Raw genomic sequence first — 17,619 nt, 5'->3', positions numbered from 1 at the left:
GGTCACGACTGCGGCACGGCGTGCCTCCGTCGCTTCATCCATCCATCCATCCATCCATCACGCACGCCGCGCCGCCCGCTCAAGCGAGCGTCGCAACCGCGATGCGTGCGGCGGCCGCGATCACGTCGTCCTTCGGCTTCGCATCGGCACGCGCCTGCGTGTAGTACACGGCGAGCACGATCGGCGCGCGCGACGGCAGCCAGATCACGCCCGCATCGTTCGTCGTCCCGTAGTCGCCGGTGCCGGTCTTGTCGGCCACCTGCGACCCGGCCGGCACGCCCGCGCGAATCCGCTTGTCGCCAACCTTGTTGCCGCGCAGCCATGCAACGAGCTGCGCACGCTGCGCGGGCGGCAGCGCGTCGCCGAGCGTGAGCACGCGCATGCTCGCGGCCATCGCGGCCGGCGTCGTCGTGTCGCGCGGGTCGCCCGGCAACGCCGTGTTCAGTTCGGTCTCCCAGCGATCGAGCCGGAACGCGTCGTCGCCAATCGAGCGCGCATACGCGGTCACCGCCGACGGTCCGCCGATCAGCTTCATCGCGAGATTCGCAGCCGAGTTGTCGCTGTACTGGATCGCCGCCTCGCACAACTCGGCGACGGTCATCCCCGTGTCGACATGCTTGCCCGACACCGGCGAGTAGTTCACGAGATCGGACGGCCCGTAGGTCACGCGCTGCTGCAGCAACCCCGGACGCTCGACGCTGTGCGCGAGCACCGCCGCGCCCAGCATCGCCTTGAACGTGCTGCAGAACGGGAAGCGCTCGTCCGCGCGATGCTGCGCGCGCCGGCCGCTCGCGGTGTCGATCGCGCACACGCCGAGACGGCCGCCGGCCGCGTGCTCGAGCGCGGCGAACGACGTCGCGGACGAAACGTCCTGCCCCGCGGCCGGCGACGACGCGCATGCGGTGACGGTCAGGACGAGCGGCGCCGTCGCGGCGGCCAGCAACAGGGTTCGACGTTGCGATGAGTAGGTCATGTCAGGTCTCTCGTGGTGGAATGGATGCGAAACGGCCGGCCGGCGAGACAGCACTATCGTGACTTTACGGTTGCCTGACAAGCAACGATAATTGAGCGCTGCCACAAGAAATTCTTATGACGAAGCTCCGCCCTCATCTTCCACTGAATGCATTGCGCGCGTTCGAATCGTCGGCGCGCCACCTGAATTTCACGCGCGCCGGCCTCGAGCTGAGCGTGACGCAGGCGGCCGTGAGTCAGCAGGTGCGCTCGCTGGAAGAACGGCTCGGCTGCGCGCTGTTCACCCGGCTGCCGCGCGGCCTCGGGCTCACCGACGAAGGACGCGCGCTGCTGCCGGTGCTCAGCGACGCCTTCAGCCGGATCGAAACCGTGCTCAAGCAGTTCGACGGCGGGCGCTTCCACGAGGTGCTCACGCTCGGCGCGGTCGGCACCTTTGCCCTAGGCTGGCTAATGCCACGGTTGAAGCGCTTCGGCGACACGCACCCGTTCGTCGAGCTGCGGCTGCGGACCAACAACAACGTCGTCGACCTCGCGGCCGAGGGCCTCGATTTCGCGATTCGCTTCGGTGAAGGCAACTGGCCGGCGACGCGCAACGAGCGGCTGCTCGACGCGCCGCTCACCGCGCTGTGCGCGCCGGAGATCGCGCGGCGCCTCGCAGCGCCGGCCGATCTCGCGAACGAAACGCTGCTGCGCTCGTACCGCACCGACGAATGGCTCGGCTGGTTCGACGCCGCGCAGCTCGAACCGTGGTCGGTCAACGGGCCCGTGTTCGATTCGTCGCGGCTGATGGTCGAGGCGGCGATGCAAGGCGCAGGCATCGCGCTCGCGCCGGCCTGCATGTTCGCGCGCGAACTGCAGCTGGGCCTGCTCGCGCGGCCGCTCGACATCGACATGCGCGCGGGCGGCTACTGGCTCACATCGCTGAAGTCGAAGCCGCTCACGCCGGCGATGACGCTGTTTCGCGACTGGATCGTTGCGGAAGCGGCTGACGCGGCACCGGTCGAATGACGGGCCCGGCTTGTCCACAGATTTTGTTGGCAAGGATGTGGATATCCTGGGTACCCGGGACCTAACTCGTTGATCGCGCACGATTTACGGCGACGATGCACACATCGGGCAGCCCGTGCGCACGGGGTTCGGCGCAACGGCCGCCGCCCGCGGGATCGTCAACCATCAGGAAGCAATCAGGTGAGACTTATCCACAGATTTTGTTGGCAAGCCTGTGGATATTCCACTGATGTGACACGTAACATCCTGATACAAAAGGGGATTCAGTAGATCGTGCCCGGCAGGTCAACGACACGGCATCGTTGGCCACCTCGCAGCGTACGCTGCGCGTCCGAATCGGGGCCGGCCGGTTCTCCACAGATTGTGTTGGCAAGCTTGTGGATATCCTGCGCACCAGCCGGCTAACTCATTGAGCGCACGGGGTTTTGTGCGGGCCGCACAGGATTGGGCAGCCCCGGCGCGGGCCGTGCGGCCGGCGCCGGCGCTGCCGGTTCGTCAATGCCGGTCGAGCCCGCTGCGCAATTCGCTCGCCTTGTCGCGCAGCGCCTCATAGCCCGAGCGCGCATGTTCGGGCAGGTCGGGATCGCCGATCAGCGCGCCGAGCGTTTCGATCAGGCTGAACAGGATGCCCTTCGCCGCCCCCGCCGCGATGCTCTGCGACTCGATCGACTTGTGCAGGTGGTCGACCGCCGCTTCCAGATTCTCGAGCTTCTGCTCGCCATCGTCGGGCCGATTGTCGGTCGTCATCGTAGTTGCCTCCCGTATCGTTCAAGGGTCATGTCACGATTCTATGCCGCTGCGCGCGAACGTGGCGCGACATCGCGCAACGTTCGCGCCCGCCTGCGCTACAGCAGCGCGACCACCTTCACGCGCCCCGGCTGCGCCGCCGCCGCGACCACCTGGCCGTCGACCCGACGGAACGTCAGCGAGACGGTTTCGTCGCCGACGCGCAGATCGTCGATGCGCAGCCAGTCGACGCCTTCAGGCAGCGTCGGGCGCTCGACCCGCACCTCGTGGCGCGCCGCGTCGACGCTCACGCCCAGACACGCCTGCAGCATCATGAACGGCGCACCGGCCGCCCATGCCTGCGGCAAGCACGCGACCGGATAGGCCGTCGGCGGTTCGCCGCGCCGGCGCGGGAACCCGCAGAACAGCTCCGGCAGCCGCATCTCGAAGCTGACCGCCGCCTCGAACAACGCGCGCAGCAGGTTCACCGCGGCCGTCTTGTCGCCGTAGCGCGCGAGCCCGCGCGCGATCAGCGCATTGTCGTGCGGCCACACCGAACCGTTGTGATAGGCCATCGGGTTGAAGCGCGGCTGGCCGGCCGCGAGCGTGCGGATGCCCCAGCCTGTCTGGAACAGCGTCGAGCCGAGCACGCCCGCGACCGCCGCGCCGCGCTGCGCGTCGGGCAGCCCGAACGCGAGCAGATGGCCCGCGTTCGACGCGAGCACGCGGCACAGATCGCCGTGACCGTCGAGCGCGATCCCGTAGAACTGGCCGTCCGGCATCCAGAACAGCGCGTCGACCTGGTCGCGCAGCGCCTTCGCGCGCAGTGCATAGCGCGTCGCATCGGCCGCATGGCCGCGCCGGCGCGAGCACATCGACATCGCCTCGAGCGCCGCGCACGCATACGCCTGCACTTCGACGAGCGCGATCGGGCCGTCCGGGAAGCGACCGTCCGCGTGGAACACCGAATCGTGACTGTCCTTCCAGCCCTGGTTCGCGAGGCCGCGCTCCGACGTGCGCTGGTAATCGAGCAACCCGTACGGATTGCGGTCGCACTTGTCGATCACCCATTGCGCGGCACGCTCGAGCGCGGGCCACAGCTCGTCGATCAGCGCATCGTCGCCGGTATGTTCGACGTACGCGCCCGCGAGCACGATGAACAGCGGGGTCGTGTCGACGCCGCCGTAATACAGCGCGAACGGCACCTCGCCCGTCGCGGCCATCTCGCTGCGGCGGAACTCGTGCATGATCTTGCCGGGCTCCGCGTCGCGGAACGCGGAGGTCTCGCGCGCCTGATGCGCCGCGAGAAAGCGCAGCACGCCGCGCGCGAGCGACGGTTGCAGCCACAGCATCTGCAGCGACGTGATCACCGCGTCGCGGCCGAACGGGGTCGAGAACCACGGAATGCCCGCATACGGATACGGCCCGGTATCGAGCTGCGTCGTGAGCAGCCCGAGATCCGCGAGCGACCGGTCGAGCCACGCGTCGAACAGCGGATTGCCGGTGTGCACGCGCGCCATCGACTCGCGTCGCGAACGCATCTCGCGATGCACGCCGACGAGCGCGGTGCGCAGCGCGACACGCCCGCATCCCGGGTCCGCGCCGTGGTGCGCCGAATCGAGCGTCGCGTCGACGGTCAGGTAGATCGACACGCATGCCTGCGCGGCGATCGTCAGCGTGTAATCGGCACGATCGACCGACAGCGCATCGGGCGCCGGCGAGAAATGCACGGTCACGTTGCGCTCGACTTTGTCGAGGCCGTCGTAGCGCAGCCGCACCGCACCTGCGTCGACGCGCGGCGCGCCCACCGTGCCGCGCTTCGGGCGCAGCGTGCCGCGCACTTCGAACATGTCCTTGAAATCCGCCGCGAACGACAGCGACAGCGGCACTTCGGCCTCGCTCGCGCCGTAGTTCGTCAGCGTCAGCGCTTCGTACAGCACGTCGCCCGCGAGCACGCGCGTCCGTTCGATGTGGATCACGCCCTCGGGCGTCTCCTTGCCGCCGAGCGGCGGCAGCGGGCGGTTCGTCAGGTGCGCGGTAAACGACGCGTTGTCCGCGCTCGTCGCGCCCGACAGCAGCGACGGCGCGCGCCCGCCGAAGGTCAGACGCCAGGTCGACAGCACGCGCATGTCGTCGACGAACAGGCCGTCGTCGTGCCCGCTGATGTCGCCGAGCGCGTCGCCGACCACGAACGCGTCGCCGGATTTCAGCACGTACTGGTTGTTGCGCGCGAGCGCCTGCGGATCGGCTTCGGGTGCGATGAATGCGGGGCCGGACGCTTGAGTTGGAGGCAGAGGCGCGACTTGCGGCGCCTGCGTCGTGGTGGCTTCGGCGTGATTCGGCATCGATGCTCCTGTGTCGAGGCGCAACGCGCGGCGCGCGTCGCGTGTTTCGCACAGGATAGGCCAGAACGGGGAATGCGCGCAGCGACGAACACGACGCGGACGCCATGCGACGGTGCCGTCGCCGCATGGCGTCGCGCACAGACCTGTCAGGCGCCGGTCAGAACTTCCACAGGATGTTGCCGAGCACCGCGTTGTCGCGCACGCCGCTGCCGTACTGGCCGCTGAACGTGAGGCCGAGCGTCAGGCGCTTCGTGATGTTCGCGTCGATGCCGGCCTCGAGTACCGCGCTGTCGCGCGCAATCGGCACGCCCGACACCTGGAACGACGTGCCGCCGTTCGCGAACGTGAACGCCGACGACGGCCGCACGTTGCCGAACGCATGCCGCCAGCCGACCATGCCGCGCGCGGTGAACGTGCCGCTCGCGATCGAGCCGAGCTGCGACGCGGCGCGCAGGCCGAGCGTCGAGAACCCGATGTGGGTCGTCTGGCCGCCCGCCTGCAGCGCGGCTGCACCACCGCTTTCGGTATAGCCGTCGGTATGCAGGTTCACGTAGGCCAGACCCGCGAACGGTTCGAGCGCGACTGGCCCGAGCGGCAGCGCGTAGCCGACTTCGCCGAACACTTGCGCCGAATGCGCGTTGTAGCCGGCCGAATCGTGATCGGAGAAGCCGGCGAAGCCCGGATAGCGATCGGTGTTGATCCGGTACCACGTGTACGACGCGCCGCCGCGCACGCCGAGCGCGCCGTACTGCGCACCGCCGTACAGCGACAGGTAGTAGCTGTTGACCGACGCCGACGAACTGCGGTCGTTGTCGAGCGAGCTGTGCGTGACGCCCGCGGCCAGACCGGCACGCCACTTGTCGTTGAGCGCCATGTCGGCACCGGCGATGAAGCCAGTCATGCTGCGGTTGATCGTCGACGCGTTGCCGTCGCCCGCGAGCCGGCTGCGGCCGCCGAACGCCTGCCCCCAGACCACCGGCTGGTAAGGCGTGCCGCCGTAGCAGCCCTCGCGCGAGCCGATCCGGCGCTCCGGCGGCAGCGTCGGGTCGGTCACGCCGGCCGTGTTGTCGCCGCACAGCGCGGCCCCGCCCGACGACAGCGCCGCGAGCGGCCCCGATCCGGGCGCGAGACCCTGGCGCACGCGATCGGTCACGGCGTCGCGCACATAACGGCTGTCGAGCAGCAACATGCTCTTCATGCTCGCCTGCAGTTCGCCGTCGAGCATCCCGTAGGCCTGGCGCGCGGTGGCCGCATCGGTCGTCAGCACCTTGTCGTACAGCGGGTTGCCCGCGCCGAGCGCACCGATCGCAGTCGCGACCGCGCGCTGGTTCGGCGTCGTCGCGACGTCGGGCAGCGCCGTGCCATTCGTGACGAGCCGCAGGTACACGTGGTTCGGATCGTAGCTGAGCGTCGGCATCAGGAACGCGTAGTTCGAATTCACCTGGCTGAACGCGCCCTGCACGCCCGACGATGCGCTGAGGATCGTGTACGTCGTGCTCGGCTGGTAGCTGGCCTGGTTCGCGAGCACCTGCACGGTGCCGCCGTTCAGCGTCGCCGTGCCACCCGCGGCAATGCTGCCGCTTTGCTGCGGCGTGACCGCGACCTGCAGCGTCGAGCCCGGCTGGAACGTGACGTTGCCGGCGACGTTCAGCGCCGCGCCCGGTTGCGACGCGGCCGCGACGCCGCCGCCCTGGACCACGACGCCGCCGACCGTGCCGGTGCCCGTCAGCGTCGCGCCGTTCTGCACGGTCACGGCCGACTGGCCGAGCGAACCGGCGACGGCGAGCGTGCCCGCGGCGACGGTCGTCGGGCCGCTCAGCGTATTGGTGCCCGTCAGCGTCAGTGCTCCGCTGCCGGCCTGGGTCAGCGAACCGGTGCCGGACAGTACGTTCGCGAGCGTCACGCCGCCGGACTGGTTGACGATCAGTGCGCCGTTGTCGACGACATTGCCGACCACGCTGCCCGACGTGCCGCCGTTGCCGAGCTGCAGCGTGCCGCCCGACGCGATCGTCGTGCCGCCCGTGTACGTGTTGCTGCCGGTCAGCGTCTGGACGCCGGTGCCTGCGACCGTCACGCCGCCGGTGCCGCCGATGACGCCGCTGAAGGTGCCGTTGCCGCTGCCATTCAGCGCCAGCGCGTTCGCGCCGAGGTTCACAGTGCTGCCGGCCGCCCCCGACAGCGTGCCGATCGTCTGCGTGCCCGCTGCGCCGCTCACGTCGAACGTCGCGCCGGTGCCGGCGAGGTTCACCGCGCCGGTCGACGCGAGGCTGCCGCCCGAGCCGAGCGCGAGCGTGCTGCCGCCGTCGATCGTCGTGCCGCCGGTGTACGTGTTCGCGCCCGTGAGCGTCTGCGTGCCGGTGCCCGCGACCGTCACGGCGCCGGTGCCGCCGATCGTCCCGCCGAACGTACTGGCGCCGCTGCCGTTCAGCGTCAGCGCATTCGCGCCGAGGTTCACGGTGCTGCCAGCGGCCCCCGACAGCGCGCCGATCGTCTCGGCGCCCGCTGCACCGCTCACGTCGAACGTCGCGCCCGACCCGGCCAGGTTCACCGAGCCGGTCGACGCGAGGCTGCCGCCCGAACCGAGCGCAAGCGTGCTGCCGCCGTTGATCGTCGTGCCGCCGGTGTACGTGTTCGCGCCCGTCAGCGTCTGCGTCCCGGTGCCCGCGAGCGTCAGGCCGCCGGTGCCGCCGATCGCGCCGCCGAACGTGCCGTTGCCGCTGCCGTTCAACGTCAGCGCGTTCGCGCCGAGGTTCACGTTCGAGCCGGTCGTGCCGGTCAGCGTGCCGAGCGTCTGCGCGCCCGACGCGCCGCTCAGGTCGAACATCGCGCCCGTGCCCGCGAGGTTCACCGTGCTGCCCGATGCGAGGCTGCCGCCCGAACCGAGCGCAAGCGTGCTGCCGCCGTTGATCGTCGTGCCGCCGGTGTACGTGTTCGCGCCCGTGAGCGTCTGCGTGCCGGTGCCCGCGACCGTCACGGCGCCGGTGCCGCCGATCGTCCCGCCGAACGTACTGGCGCCGCTGCCGTTCAGCGTCAGCGCATTCGCGCCGAGGTTCACGGTCGTGCCGGCCGCGCCCGACAGTGCGCCGATCGTCTCGGCGCCCGCTGCGCCGCTCACGTCGAATGTCGCGCCCGTGCCGGCCAGGCTCACCGTGCCGGTCGATGCGAGGCTGCCGCCCGCGCCGAGTGCGAGCGTGCTGCCGCCGTTGATCGTCGTGCCACCCGTGTACGTGTTCGTGCCCGTCAGCGTCTGCGTGCCGGCGCCGGCCAGCGTCAGGCTGCCCGTGCCGCCGATCGCGCCGCCGAACGTGTTGTTGCCGCTGCCGCTCAGCGTCAGCGCATTCGCGCCGAGGTTCACGTTCGTGCCAGCCGTGCCGGTCAGCGCGCCGATCGTCTGCGCACCCGACGCACCACCCAGGTCGAACGTCGCGCCCGCGCCCGCGAGATTCACCGCGCCGCTCGCCGCGAGACTGCCGCCCGCGCCGAGCGCGAGCGTGCTGCCGCCGTTGATCGTCGTGCCGCCCGTGTACGTGTTCGCGCCGGACAGCGTTTGCGTGCCGGTGCCCGCGAGCGTCAGGCCGCCGGTGCCGCCGATGACGCCGCCGAAGGTGCCGCTCGCGGTCCCGCCCAGCGTCAGCGCATTCGCGCCCAGGCTCACATTGGTGCCGGCCACGCCCGACAGCGCACCGAGCGTCTGCCCGCCCGACGCGCCGCTCAGGTCGAGCGTCGCGCCTGCACCCGCGAGATTCATCGCGCCGGTCGATGCCAGGCTGCCGCCCGCGCCGACCGCCAGCGTGCCGGCGTTGATCGTGGTGCCGCCGGTATAGGTATTCGTCCCCGTCAGCGTGGTCGTCGCCGCGCCGTCCTTCACGAGCGCGCCGGACCCGGAGATCACACCGCTCAGCCCGAGTGCGTTGGTGCCGCCGAGCGTCAGCGTCGCGCCCGTGCCGAGATCGATCGCATTGGCGACCGACAGGTTCGCGTTCGTATCGAGCGTCGCCGCGCCGCCGACATTCAATGCGCCGGTGCCGAGCGCCACGTTGTTGCCGAGCACGAGGCCGCCGCTGTTCAGGTGCGTGCCGCCCGAATAGGTGCTCGCGCCGTTCAGCGTCTGCGTGCCGGTGCCGGCCAGCGTCAGGCTGCCGGTGCCGCCGATCGCGCCGCCGAAGGTGCCGCTTGCCGTCCCGCCCAGCGTCAGCGCGTTGCCGCCCAGATTGATGCTCGTCCCCGCGACGCCGGACAGCGCGCCGAGCGACTGACCGCCCGACGCGGCGCTCAGGTCGAGCGTCGCGCCCGCGCCCGCGAGATTCATCGCGCCGGTCGATGCGAGGCTGCCGCCCGCGCCGATCGCCAGCGTGCCGGCGTTGATCGTCGTGCCGCCGGTGTAGGTATTCGTCCCCGTCAGCGTGGTCGTCGCCGCGCCGTCCTTCACGAGCGCGCCTGCTCCTGTGATCGCGCCGCCCAGCCCGAGCGCGTTGCTGCCGCCGAGCGTCAGCGTCGCACCCGTGCCGAGATCGATCGCGTTGGCGACCGACAGGCTCGCATTCGTATCGAGCGTCGCCGCGCCGCCGACGCTCAGCGCCCCGGTGCCCAGCGCCGCGTTGTTGCCGAGCACGAGGCTGCCGCTGTTCAGGTTCGTGCCACCCGTATAGGTATTCGCGCCGTTCAGCGTCTGCGTGCCGGTGCCGCCCAGCGTCAGGCTGCCGGTGCCGCCGATCGTGCCGCCGAAGGTGCCGCTTGCGGTCCCGCCCAGCGTCAGCGCGTTTGCACCCAGGTTCACGCTCGTGCCGGCCGCGCCCGACAGCGCGCCGATCGACTGTGCGCCGCCCGCGCCGATGTCGAATGCGGCGCCCGCATTGGCCAGGTTCACCGTCCCCGTGGACGACAGGCTGCCGCCCGCGCCGATCGCCAGTGTGCCGGCGTTGATCGTCGTGCCACCCGTGTAAGTGTTCGTGCCCGTCAGCGTCGTGGTCGCCGCGCCGTCCTTCACGAGCGCGCCCGCGCCTGTGATCGCACCGCTCAGCCCGAGTGCGTTGCTGCCGCCGAGCGTCAGCGTCGCGCTCGCGCCGAGATCGATCGCGTTGGCGACCGACAGGCTCGTGGTCGTATCGAGTGTCGCCGCGCCACCGACGCTGAGCGCCCCCGTGCCGAGCGCCGCGTTGTTGCCGAGCACGAGGCTGCCGGCGTTCAGCGTCGTGCCGCCCGTGTAACTGTTCGCGCCCGCCAGCGTCAGCGCCGCCGCACCGTTCTTCACGAGCCCGCCCGCGCCGGCGATCGTGCCGCTCAGCCCGAGGTCGGTGCTGCCGCCGACCGTGAGCGTCGTGCCGGTGGCGAGGTTGACGCCGTTCGCCAGCGATACGTTGGCGGTCGCATCGAGCGTCGACGAGCCGTTGACGTTGACCGCGCCGAAGCCCAGTGCCGTGTTGCTGCCGACGACGACGTTGCCGCCGTTCAGGTTGGTGTCGCCCGTGTAGACGTTCGCGCCGGTCAGCGCCTGCGTGCCGGTGCCCGACAGCGTCACGCCGCCCGTGCCGGCGATCGTGCCGGCGTAGGTCGTATTCGCGCTGCCGTCGAGCGTCAGCGAATTGCCGCCGAGGTTCACGTTCGTGCCGGCCGCGCCGGCGAGCGAACCGATCGTCTGCGTGCCCGTCGCGCCGGCCAGGTCGAACGTCGCGCCCGCGCCGGTGAGGTTGACCGTGCCCGTGGACGAAAGGCTGCCGCCCGCGCCGAGCGCCAGCGTGCCGCTGTTGATCGTCGTGTCGCCGGTGTACGTGTTCGCACCGGTCAGCGTTGCTGTGGCCGCGCCGTTCTTCACGAGCCCGCCGGTGCCGCTGATCGTGCCGGCCAGGCCGAGCGCATTGCTGCCGCCCAGCGTCAGCGTCGCGCCCGTCGCGAGATTGACCGCGTTGCCGAGCGTCACGTTCGTGCTCGTGTCGAGTGACGCCGACGCGTTGACGTTCAGCGCACCGGTGCCAAGCGCGCCGTTGTTGCCGACCACGAGGCCGCCGGCGTTCAGGTTCGTGCCGCCCGTGTAGCTGTTCGCGCCCGACAGCGTCAGCGTGCCGCCGTCGTTCTTCGTCAGCGCGCCGGCGCCCGTCACCGCGCCCGACAGCGAGAGCCCCGTCGCGCCCTGCACCGTCAACCCGCCCGCGCCGAGATCCACGTTGTTGCTGACGTTGAGCCCGACGGCGCCTGCCTGCAGCGCACCGCCGGTGGCCGTGATGGTGCCCGTGCCGAGCGACGCGTTGTTGCCGATGATCGCGACGCCGCCCGCCAGCGTCGCGTCCTGCGCGGTCGACGCGCCGTTGATCGTCCAGTTGCCGCTCGTGACGTCGAGATGATTGAAGTTGATGTAGTTGTTGGCCGCGATGGTGCCGTTTGCCGACGCGCCTTGCTGCAGCACCAGCGTGTTGTTGCCGCCGGCGCCGCCGTCGACGGTGCCGGTCGCCGCGACGCCGAGCGTGACCGGGCCGACCGTGATGTTGAACGCGCCGCCCGTGCCGCCCGCCGTGTTGACCGACGAGCCCGTCACGGCATTGAACGTGTTGGTGCTGTTCGCGCCCATCGACACGCCGCCGTTGATCGTGCCCGAGTTGGTAAAGGTATTGCCCTGCCCGGGCGTGCCGTTCGATCCGAGCGACACGCGGCCGGTGATCGTCCCGCTGTTCGTCATGTTGACCGTGCCGCCGCCGTACGCGGCGACCACGGGCGCATCCGCGCCGACAAGCGTCGCGCCGACCAGCGGGGTCGAGCCCATCGTGCCGGTGTTGGTGATCGTCGACGTGCCGCCCGTGCCGTTCTGCACCGACAGCGCCATGCCCGTCACGCCGCTGATCGCGACACCGGTCGAGCCGTTCATCGTGCCGTTGTTGGTCACGGTCGTGGTGCTCGCCGCCGCATTGCCGACCACCGCGCCGCTCGACAGCACGCCCAGGCCCGTGCCGAGCACGGTCGGATCGATCGTGCCGTTGTTGGTCAGCGTGTTGTTGCTGCCGGTCAGCGACATCGCGGTGCCGCCCACGCCGAGCAGCACGCCGACGCTCGCGCCGGGGTTCACCGTGACGTTCAGGTTGTTCGCGCTGTTCGAATAGCTTGGCGCCAGCGGATTCGCGACGCCCGAACAGGTCACCGTCGTGCCCGCCGTCGAGCAGGTCGCATAGGCGGAAACGATGCCCGCACCCGACAAGGCCAGGAAAACGCCGGTCGGTAACAGGAACCTCGGAAACGACTCGCCGCTCTTCTTCGAATGCGCAATGTTCATGCTTCCCCTCGGCATCGGCTTGACCGCTGAATCGGATCGGCGACGGCGGAATATTCGGGACGAAAGCGTCCCTTCCGGCGGTCGCGGAACGACGTCGGTTTATTCGTGGATGAACTGCTGGTTAATCGATTCTCGTTTGCGAACGCAAAACTAGCCGAATGACATGCCCTGGCCCCTTGTTTTTTATGCAGCGATTTTCTGGTTGATTAATTACCGCCCTTCTTTTGTCAGACAAGGCTATATCAAAAAAACAAGGTTTTCCAGTCGATGTTTTACTATCTGAACCAGATCAACGAAATATGTACTTTTTACTGGCGCTGACGTGCCGCCAGTAGAACCACTGAAGCATTCCGGTAATTCCGCGCGAGGCGTGGGAAGGCTTTCCCGGCGTTGCAGTCAGTGGAAACACCAATACTCCCTATCCTGAATTTGGAACGGAATTTGCGCGAGGGGATATATCCGCGCTCACGCCGATAGGCCGAAAAAATCGCCGAGCGCCTTGATCCGCCGAACCAAAAGCGGATTTTCAACATCCTGCAAATCACTTTCGAATCCGGCGTTGCTTGAAGTCTGCGATGCGGATCGTCGTTAATGATCCGGTGACGGCGGTACCGATCCATCAATGGGATAGCGCACCGGATTCGGCGTGATTCGGCGAGAAAATTGGAAACGGAAAAGGACCGCGGCGCGGAAAATCGAAACCCGGCACACGCGCGGCAGACATCGCGCCGCGTCGCGTTACGAAAACAGGCTCATCAGATAAAGCATCGGCCGGAACGACACAGGCCGCGCATCCGGATTGAGCCACAGACGCAGCACATAGATCGCGTACGCCGGCACTTCCCGCCAGCTCGAATAGATATCGCGCAACTGGAAGTGGTGCGGATACGCGGCGGAGATGTTCGCGCCGGCGATGCCGACCCGCTCGAACGCGAGGCGCACCCGCGCGAGGTGGTAATACTGACTGATGATCAGCACGCGCGACATCCGGTGCGCCTGCATGTACGCGCGGGTGTGCTGCGCGGTTGCGAGCGTGTTGTCGCCCTGATCGTCGACGGCGATCCGGTCGGCCGGCACGCCGTGCGCGACCAGGTAGTCGCGCATCGCGGTCGCCTCGTTCAGCCCGGGGCCGTCGATCGCGCCGCTGACGAGGAACGCCGGGCACTGCCCTTCGCGATAGCAGCGCACGCCGACGTCGAGCCGCGCGGCAAGCACGGGTTTCGGCGCGCCGCGGTCATCCAGCGCATTGCCGAAGATCACCGCGACATCGGCCGGCTCGCTCGACATCCGCATCCCCGCGCCGACGAGCACGACGGCCGCGACGATCCACAGGCACGCGAACGCTGCCAGCACACGGCCGATCCGGGCCACGCTGCCCCGCTTGAAACGCTGCTTCAATGGTGTCGGACTCCTGGAGAAGTGTGCCGCCGGCTTGGGCGGCACGCGGCCCGGCATACTGCCACGCCGCGCTCGCGCATGTCCAGGTCTCGCGGTCGACATGACGCGTGAACGTATCCGGAGGAACTGGACGACGTTCCGGCATCCCGGAAGCTTCGGGGTTCAAAAGACTTTCAAGGAACGTCGACGAGCCTGCCCGGCCGGCGTCAATCCACCGGGCACATCGCAAGCCGTCCCATCGCCTCACCGGCGCCACGCACCGCGCAGGTGGCCGGGTCGTCGGCGATTCGTGCGATCAGGCCGGTCTCGTCGCGCAGCAGGCGCTCGAGATTCGCGAGCAGCGCGCCGCCGCCCGTCAGCACCACGCCGCGGTGCGCGATGTCGGTCACGAGTTCGGCCGGCGCGTTTTCCAGCACCGACTTCACCGCGCCGATCACCTGCTTGAGCGGCGCGGCCAGCGCGTCCGCCACATCGTGGTTGGACAGCTCGATCGAGCGCGGCAGGCCGTCCTCGATGCCGCGCCCGATCGCGCGTGTCGACGTGCGCGGCACGGCACGGGTGGCCGAGCCGATCGTGTTCTTCACGCGCTCGGCCGTCTGCTCGCCGAGCAGCACGCCGTACAGGTTGCGCACGTAGTTGATGATCGCCGCGTCGAACTGGTTGCCGCCGACGCGGATCGACTCGCGGTAGACGATGCCGCCGAGCGCGATCACCGCGACTTCGGTCGTCCCGGCGCCGATGTCGACGACCATCGAGCCGACCGGCTCGGTCACCGGCAGGCCCGCGCCGAGCCCGGCCGCGAGCGCTTCCTCGATCAGTTCGACCTCCGACACACCGGCCGCGAACGCGGCCTCGCGGATCGCGCGGCGCTCGACCGCCGTCGCATCCGACGGCACGCACAGCGTGACCTCGACACGGCGGCTGAAGCGCGACCGCGTGCGCGACATGTCGATGAAGCGGCGGATCATCTGCACGGCGGCGTGCGCATCGGCGATCACGCCGTGCCGCATCGGCCGCACGGCCTCCAGGTGCCCTGGCTCGCGGCCGAGCAGCGCCTTCGCGAGCTCGCCGACCGCTTCGAGGGTCGGCCGCGCGTCGGACGCCCCGCCCTTGCGGAAGCAGACGACCGACGGCTGGTTCAGCACCACGCCGCGCTCATGCGTATAAATCCGCGTACTCGCCGTTCCAGGGTCGATCGCAACGGGTTGCGCAAACAACTTTCCGAACAGCGGTGTCGACATATCAAGCCTTTATTGAACAAACCAGCCGCATCCGCGCGGCGCGCCTTTACCGCCCCATCACGGACTTAGCGGCAAATCGTTCCGATACTTTAGACACTTCCGATGATTATTTCGCGACGAAATTGCCGAAAACGCGTTTCGGCAGGCCCGCGCCTACGCATCGGCGGCTCGCGTTGCACTTGTGAAACACGGTAATCTCTCGGTCTTGCCTGCTCCCGGCAGGCGTCTCACGCCCGATCACGCCAGGTATTCCACCATGACAGCGACCGCTACTCTCCGCTGGCTCGGGGTGCGCCAGATCGGCGCAACGCTCGTTGCGCTCTGGTGCAGCACCGTTGCCGCGCAGGCCTTGCCGGCCGCCGACACCGCCACCCGCACCGCGCCGGTGGCCACTACCGCCGCACCGGCCGCCCCCGCCGCGCCGACCTGCAACGCCGACGGCGGGCCGGCGGGCCGGCCGCCGGTCGGCCTCGTGCTGTCCGGCGGCGGCGCCCGCGGCTACGCGCACCTCGGCGTGCTGAAGGTGCTCGAGGAGAACCGCATCCCGATCGACTGCATCGCCGGCACCAGCATGGGCGCCGTGGTCGGCGGCCTGTATGCGAGCGGCATGGCCGCCGACGAGATGCAAAAGCGGCTGTCCGAGGTGAACCTGGCCGACATCGCATTCGACGTGACCGACCGCGCGGACCTGCCGCAAAGCAGCCGCGAGGACGAGCGCCTGTACATCAACAGCCTGACGCTCGGCTTCGGCAAGAAAGGCGTGAAGGCGCCGGTCGGCCTCGTCCAGGGCAACCGGCTGCAGGCGCTGCTCGCGAACTGGACGGCCGCCGTGCCGACCAACCAGCCGTTCGACCAGTTGCCGATCCCGTATCGCGCGGTCGCGACCGACCTGCAGACGGGCCAGATGGTGGTGCTGGACCACGGCTCGCTGCCGCTCGCGATCCGCGCGAGCATGGCGATGCCCGGCCTGTTCGCGCCGGCCGAGATCAACGGCCGCGCGCTCGTCGACGGCGGGCTCGTCAGCAACCTCCCGGTCGACACCGCGCGGCGCATGGGCGCGAAGGTCGTGATCGCCGTCGACATCGGCTCGCCGCTGCGTCCGCTCGACGCGCTCGCGTCGCCGGCCGACGTGATGCAGCAGATGGTCGGCATCCTGATTCGCCAGAACGTGACGTCGCAGCGCCAGCAGCTCGCCGCGCAGGACGTGCTGCTCACGCCCGACCTCGGCGCGCTCGCGTTCACCGATTTCCAGAACGCGAAGCAGGCGATCGCCGCCGGCGCGGCCGCCGCGACCGCGGCGCTGCCGCGGCTCAAGCGCTTCGCGCTCACGCCGGAACAGTACGCGGCCTACCGGTCCGCCCATGCGCAGCCGCTGCCGCCGCCGATCCGCATCACGCGCATCGAGATCAAGACGGCCGGCGGCATCCCCAAGCGTGTCGTCAGCGACGCGCTGCACGTGAAACCGGGCGACACCTACGATCCGGCGACCGTCAGCCAGGACCTGCTCGGGCTGACGACCGGCGGCAATTTCGAGAGCGTGACGCAGCAGATCGTGAGCCACGGCGACGAGAACGTGCTCGTGATCGATGCGCGCGAGAAATACTGGGGGCCGAATTTCCTGCTGTTCGGCGTCGGGATGTCGAGCAGTTCGACCGACGAAGGCGGCTTCCGCCTGCACGTCGGCTACCGGCGGCCGTGGCTCACCGAATCGGGGCTCGAGTTCCGCGCGGATACGACGATCGGCAGCGACCTGCTGTCGGCGCGCGTCGAATTGCGCCAGCCGTTGCCGGCCGCGTACGGCCTCTACATTTCGCCCTATGCGGAATATCAGCGTCGCTACGTGAACCTGTACGACGACAGCGGCGAGGTGAAACTGAACCAGTATTTGATGCAGACGGCACGCACCGGGATCGACTTCGGGCTGCCGATCGGCCGGCTCGGCGACTTCCGGATGGGCATCGGCTACGCGACCGGGCACGGTTCACCGAACTACAACCTGCCGTTCCCGACCGATGACGGCAGCTCGACGCTGATCTGGCCGAGCTTCACGTCGCAGGCGCTGACCGCGCGCGCGCGGCTCGTCATCGATCAGCTCGACGATCCGATGTTCCCGCGCAAGGGCTACTACAGCGAATTCCGTGTCGAACGCTCGCTGTGGTCGCACAACAGCCAGTCCGCGGCGAACCTCGCCGATACGTCGAACACGCCTTACACCGAGCTCTACGGCAAGGCGATGATCGCGCAACAGTTCGGCCGGCACAGTGTCAGCGCAACGGTCGAGGGCGGCAAGAGCATCGGCGGGACCAACCTGATCAACGCGTTCAACTTCACGCTCGGCGGGTTCCAGCATCTGGCCGCGTATGCGGCCGACCAGTTGACCGGCAACGAACTCGCGTACGGGAACGTGACTTACATGAACCAGCTGGCGACGTTCAACGCGTCCCCGATCAAGGCGCTGTCGGTGGGCGCCAGCGCGGAAGTCGGCAACGTGTGGTCGAGCGGCGTGCAGGTGGGCGGTGGCGCGCTCAAGCAGAGCTATACGTTCTTCACGAGCCTGTCGACCGCGTTCGGTCCGCTGTACATGGGCGTCGCGCTCGCGCCGGGCGGGCGGCGCAACATCTACCTGCAGCTCGGCCGCACGTATTGACCGTCACGTGCGGCGGTCGCCGCG

Annotated in this window: 8 protein-coding genes; 2 read left to right on the top strand and 6 right to left on the bottom strand. The window is 69.3% G+C overall.

Annotated elements, in window-relative coordinates; translation table 11 throughout:
- Positions 1 to 79: 79 nt before the first annotated feature.
- Complete coding sequence (gene blaPEN-bcc / locus ACVK00_RS08375; RefSeq protein ID WP_284895469.1) at positions 80 to 973, bottom strand: PEN family class A beta-lactamase, Bcc-type; 894 nt, start codon at positions 971 to 973, stop codon at positions 80 to 82.
- Positions 974 to 1,089: 116 nt separating this feature from the next.
- Here blaPEN-bcc and penR point away from each other — a divergent pair, with 116 nt between their 5' ends.
- Positions 1,090 to 1,980 carry a beta-lactamase transcriptional regulator PenR gene (gene penR, locus ACVK00_RS08370; RefSeq protein ID WP_284895470.1) on the top strand — a complete coding sequence of 297 codons (891 nt, stop codon included), beginning with the start codon at positions 1,090 to 1,092 and terminating at the stop codon, positions 1,978 to 1,980.
- A 495-nt stretch (positions 1,981 to 2,475) separates the two neighbouring features.
- On the opposite strand, the gene ACVK00_RS08365 is transcribed toward penR, so the two are convergent.
- From ACVK00_RS08365 to mreB, 5 genes are all read right to left on the bottom strand, one after another.
- Positions 2,476 to 2,727, bottom strand: a complete 252-nt coding sequence (locus ACVK00_RS08365; RefSeq protein WP_011659343.1) for a hypothetical protein — start codon at positions 2,725 to 2,727, stop codon at positions 2,476 to 2,478.
- A 98-nt stretch (positions 2,728 to 2,825) separates the two neighbouring features.
- Positions 2,826 to 5,051, bottom strand: coding sequence for an amylo-alpha-1,6-glucosidase (locus ACVK00_RS08360; protein ID WP_284895472.1), 2,226 nt, complete (start codon positions 5,049 to 5,051; stop codon positions 2,826 to 2,828).
- A 157-nt stretch (positions 5,052 to 5,208) separates the two neighbouring features.
- Complete coding sequence (locus ACVK00_RS08355) at positions 5,209 to 12,309, bottom strand: autotransporter-associated beta strand repeat-containing protein (protein ID WP_284895473.1); 7,101 nt, start codon at positions 12,307 to 12,309, stop codon at positions 5,209 to 5,211.
- 738 nt (positions 12,310 to 13,047) lie between these two features.
- Positions 13,048 to 13,707 carry a YdcF family protein gene (locus tag ACVK00_RS08350; RefSeq protein ID WP_284895475.1) on the bottom strand — a complete coding sequence of 220 codons (660 nt, stop codon included), beginning with the start codon at positions 13,705 to 13,707 and terminating at the stop codon, positions 13,048 to 13,050.
- Positions 13,708 to 13,913: 206 nt separating this feature from the next.
- Entirely contained in the window at positions 13,914 to 14,948 is a 1,035-nt protein-coding gene (gene mreB, locus ACVK00_RS08345; RefSeq protein WP_228908206.1) for a rod shape-determining protein, read from the bottom strand.
- 256 nt (positions 14,949 to 15,204) lie between these two features.
- On the opposite strand from mreB, the gene ACVK00_RS08340 reads away from it, so the two are divergent.
- Complete coding sequence (locus ACVK00_RS08340; RefSeq protein ID WP_284895477.1) at positions 15,205 to 17,595, top strand: patatin-like phospholipase family protein; 2,391 nt, start codon at positions 15,205 to 15,207, stop codon at positions 17,593 to 17,595.
- Positions 17,596 to 17,619: the final 24 nt, after the last annotated feature.

The sequence above is a fragment of the Burkholderia sp. PvR073 genome (assembly GCF_054055695.1).
The sequence above is the reverse complement of the archived record's forward strand: the minus strand, read 5'-3'. Positions and strand labels throughout refer to the sequence as shown.

Excerpts from the sequence above, each read along its gene's own strand:
- blaPEN-bcc (WP_284895469.1), bottom strand. The coding sequence starts at position 973 with ATGACCTACTCATCGCAACGTCGAACCCTGTTGCTGGCCGCCGCGACG.
- penR (WP_284895470.1), top strand. The coding sequence starts at position 1,090 with ATGACGAAGCTCCGCCCTCATCTTCCACTGAATGCATTGCGCGCGTTC.
- ACVK00_RS08365 (WP_011659343.1), bottom strand. The coding sequence starts at position 2,727 with ATGACGACCGACAATCGGCCCGACGATGGCGAGCAGAAGCTCGAGAAT.
- ACVK00_RS08360 (WP_284895472.1), bottom strand. The coding sequence starts at position 5,051 with ATGCCGAATCACGCCGAAGCCACCACGACGCAGGCGCCGCAAGTCGCG.
- ACVK00_RS08355 (WP_284895473.1), bottom strand. The coding sequence starts at position 12,309 with ATGAACATTGCGCATTCGAAGAAGAGCGGCGAGTCGTTTCCGAGGTTC.
- mreB (WP_228908206.1), bottom strand. The coding sequence starts at position 14,948 with ATGTCGACACCGCTGTTCGGAAAGTTGTTTGCGCAACCCGTTGCGATC.
- ACVK00_RS08340 (WP_284895477.1), top strand. The coding sequence starts at position 15,205 with ATGACAGCGACCGCTACTCTCCGCTGGCTCGGGGTGCGCCAGATCGGC.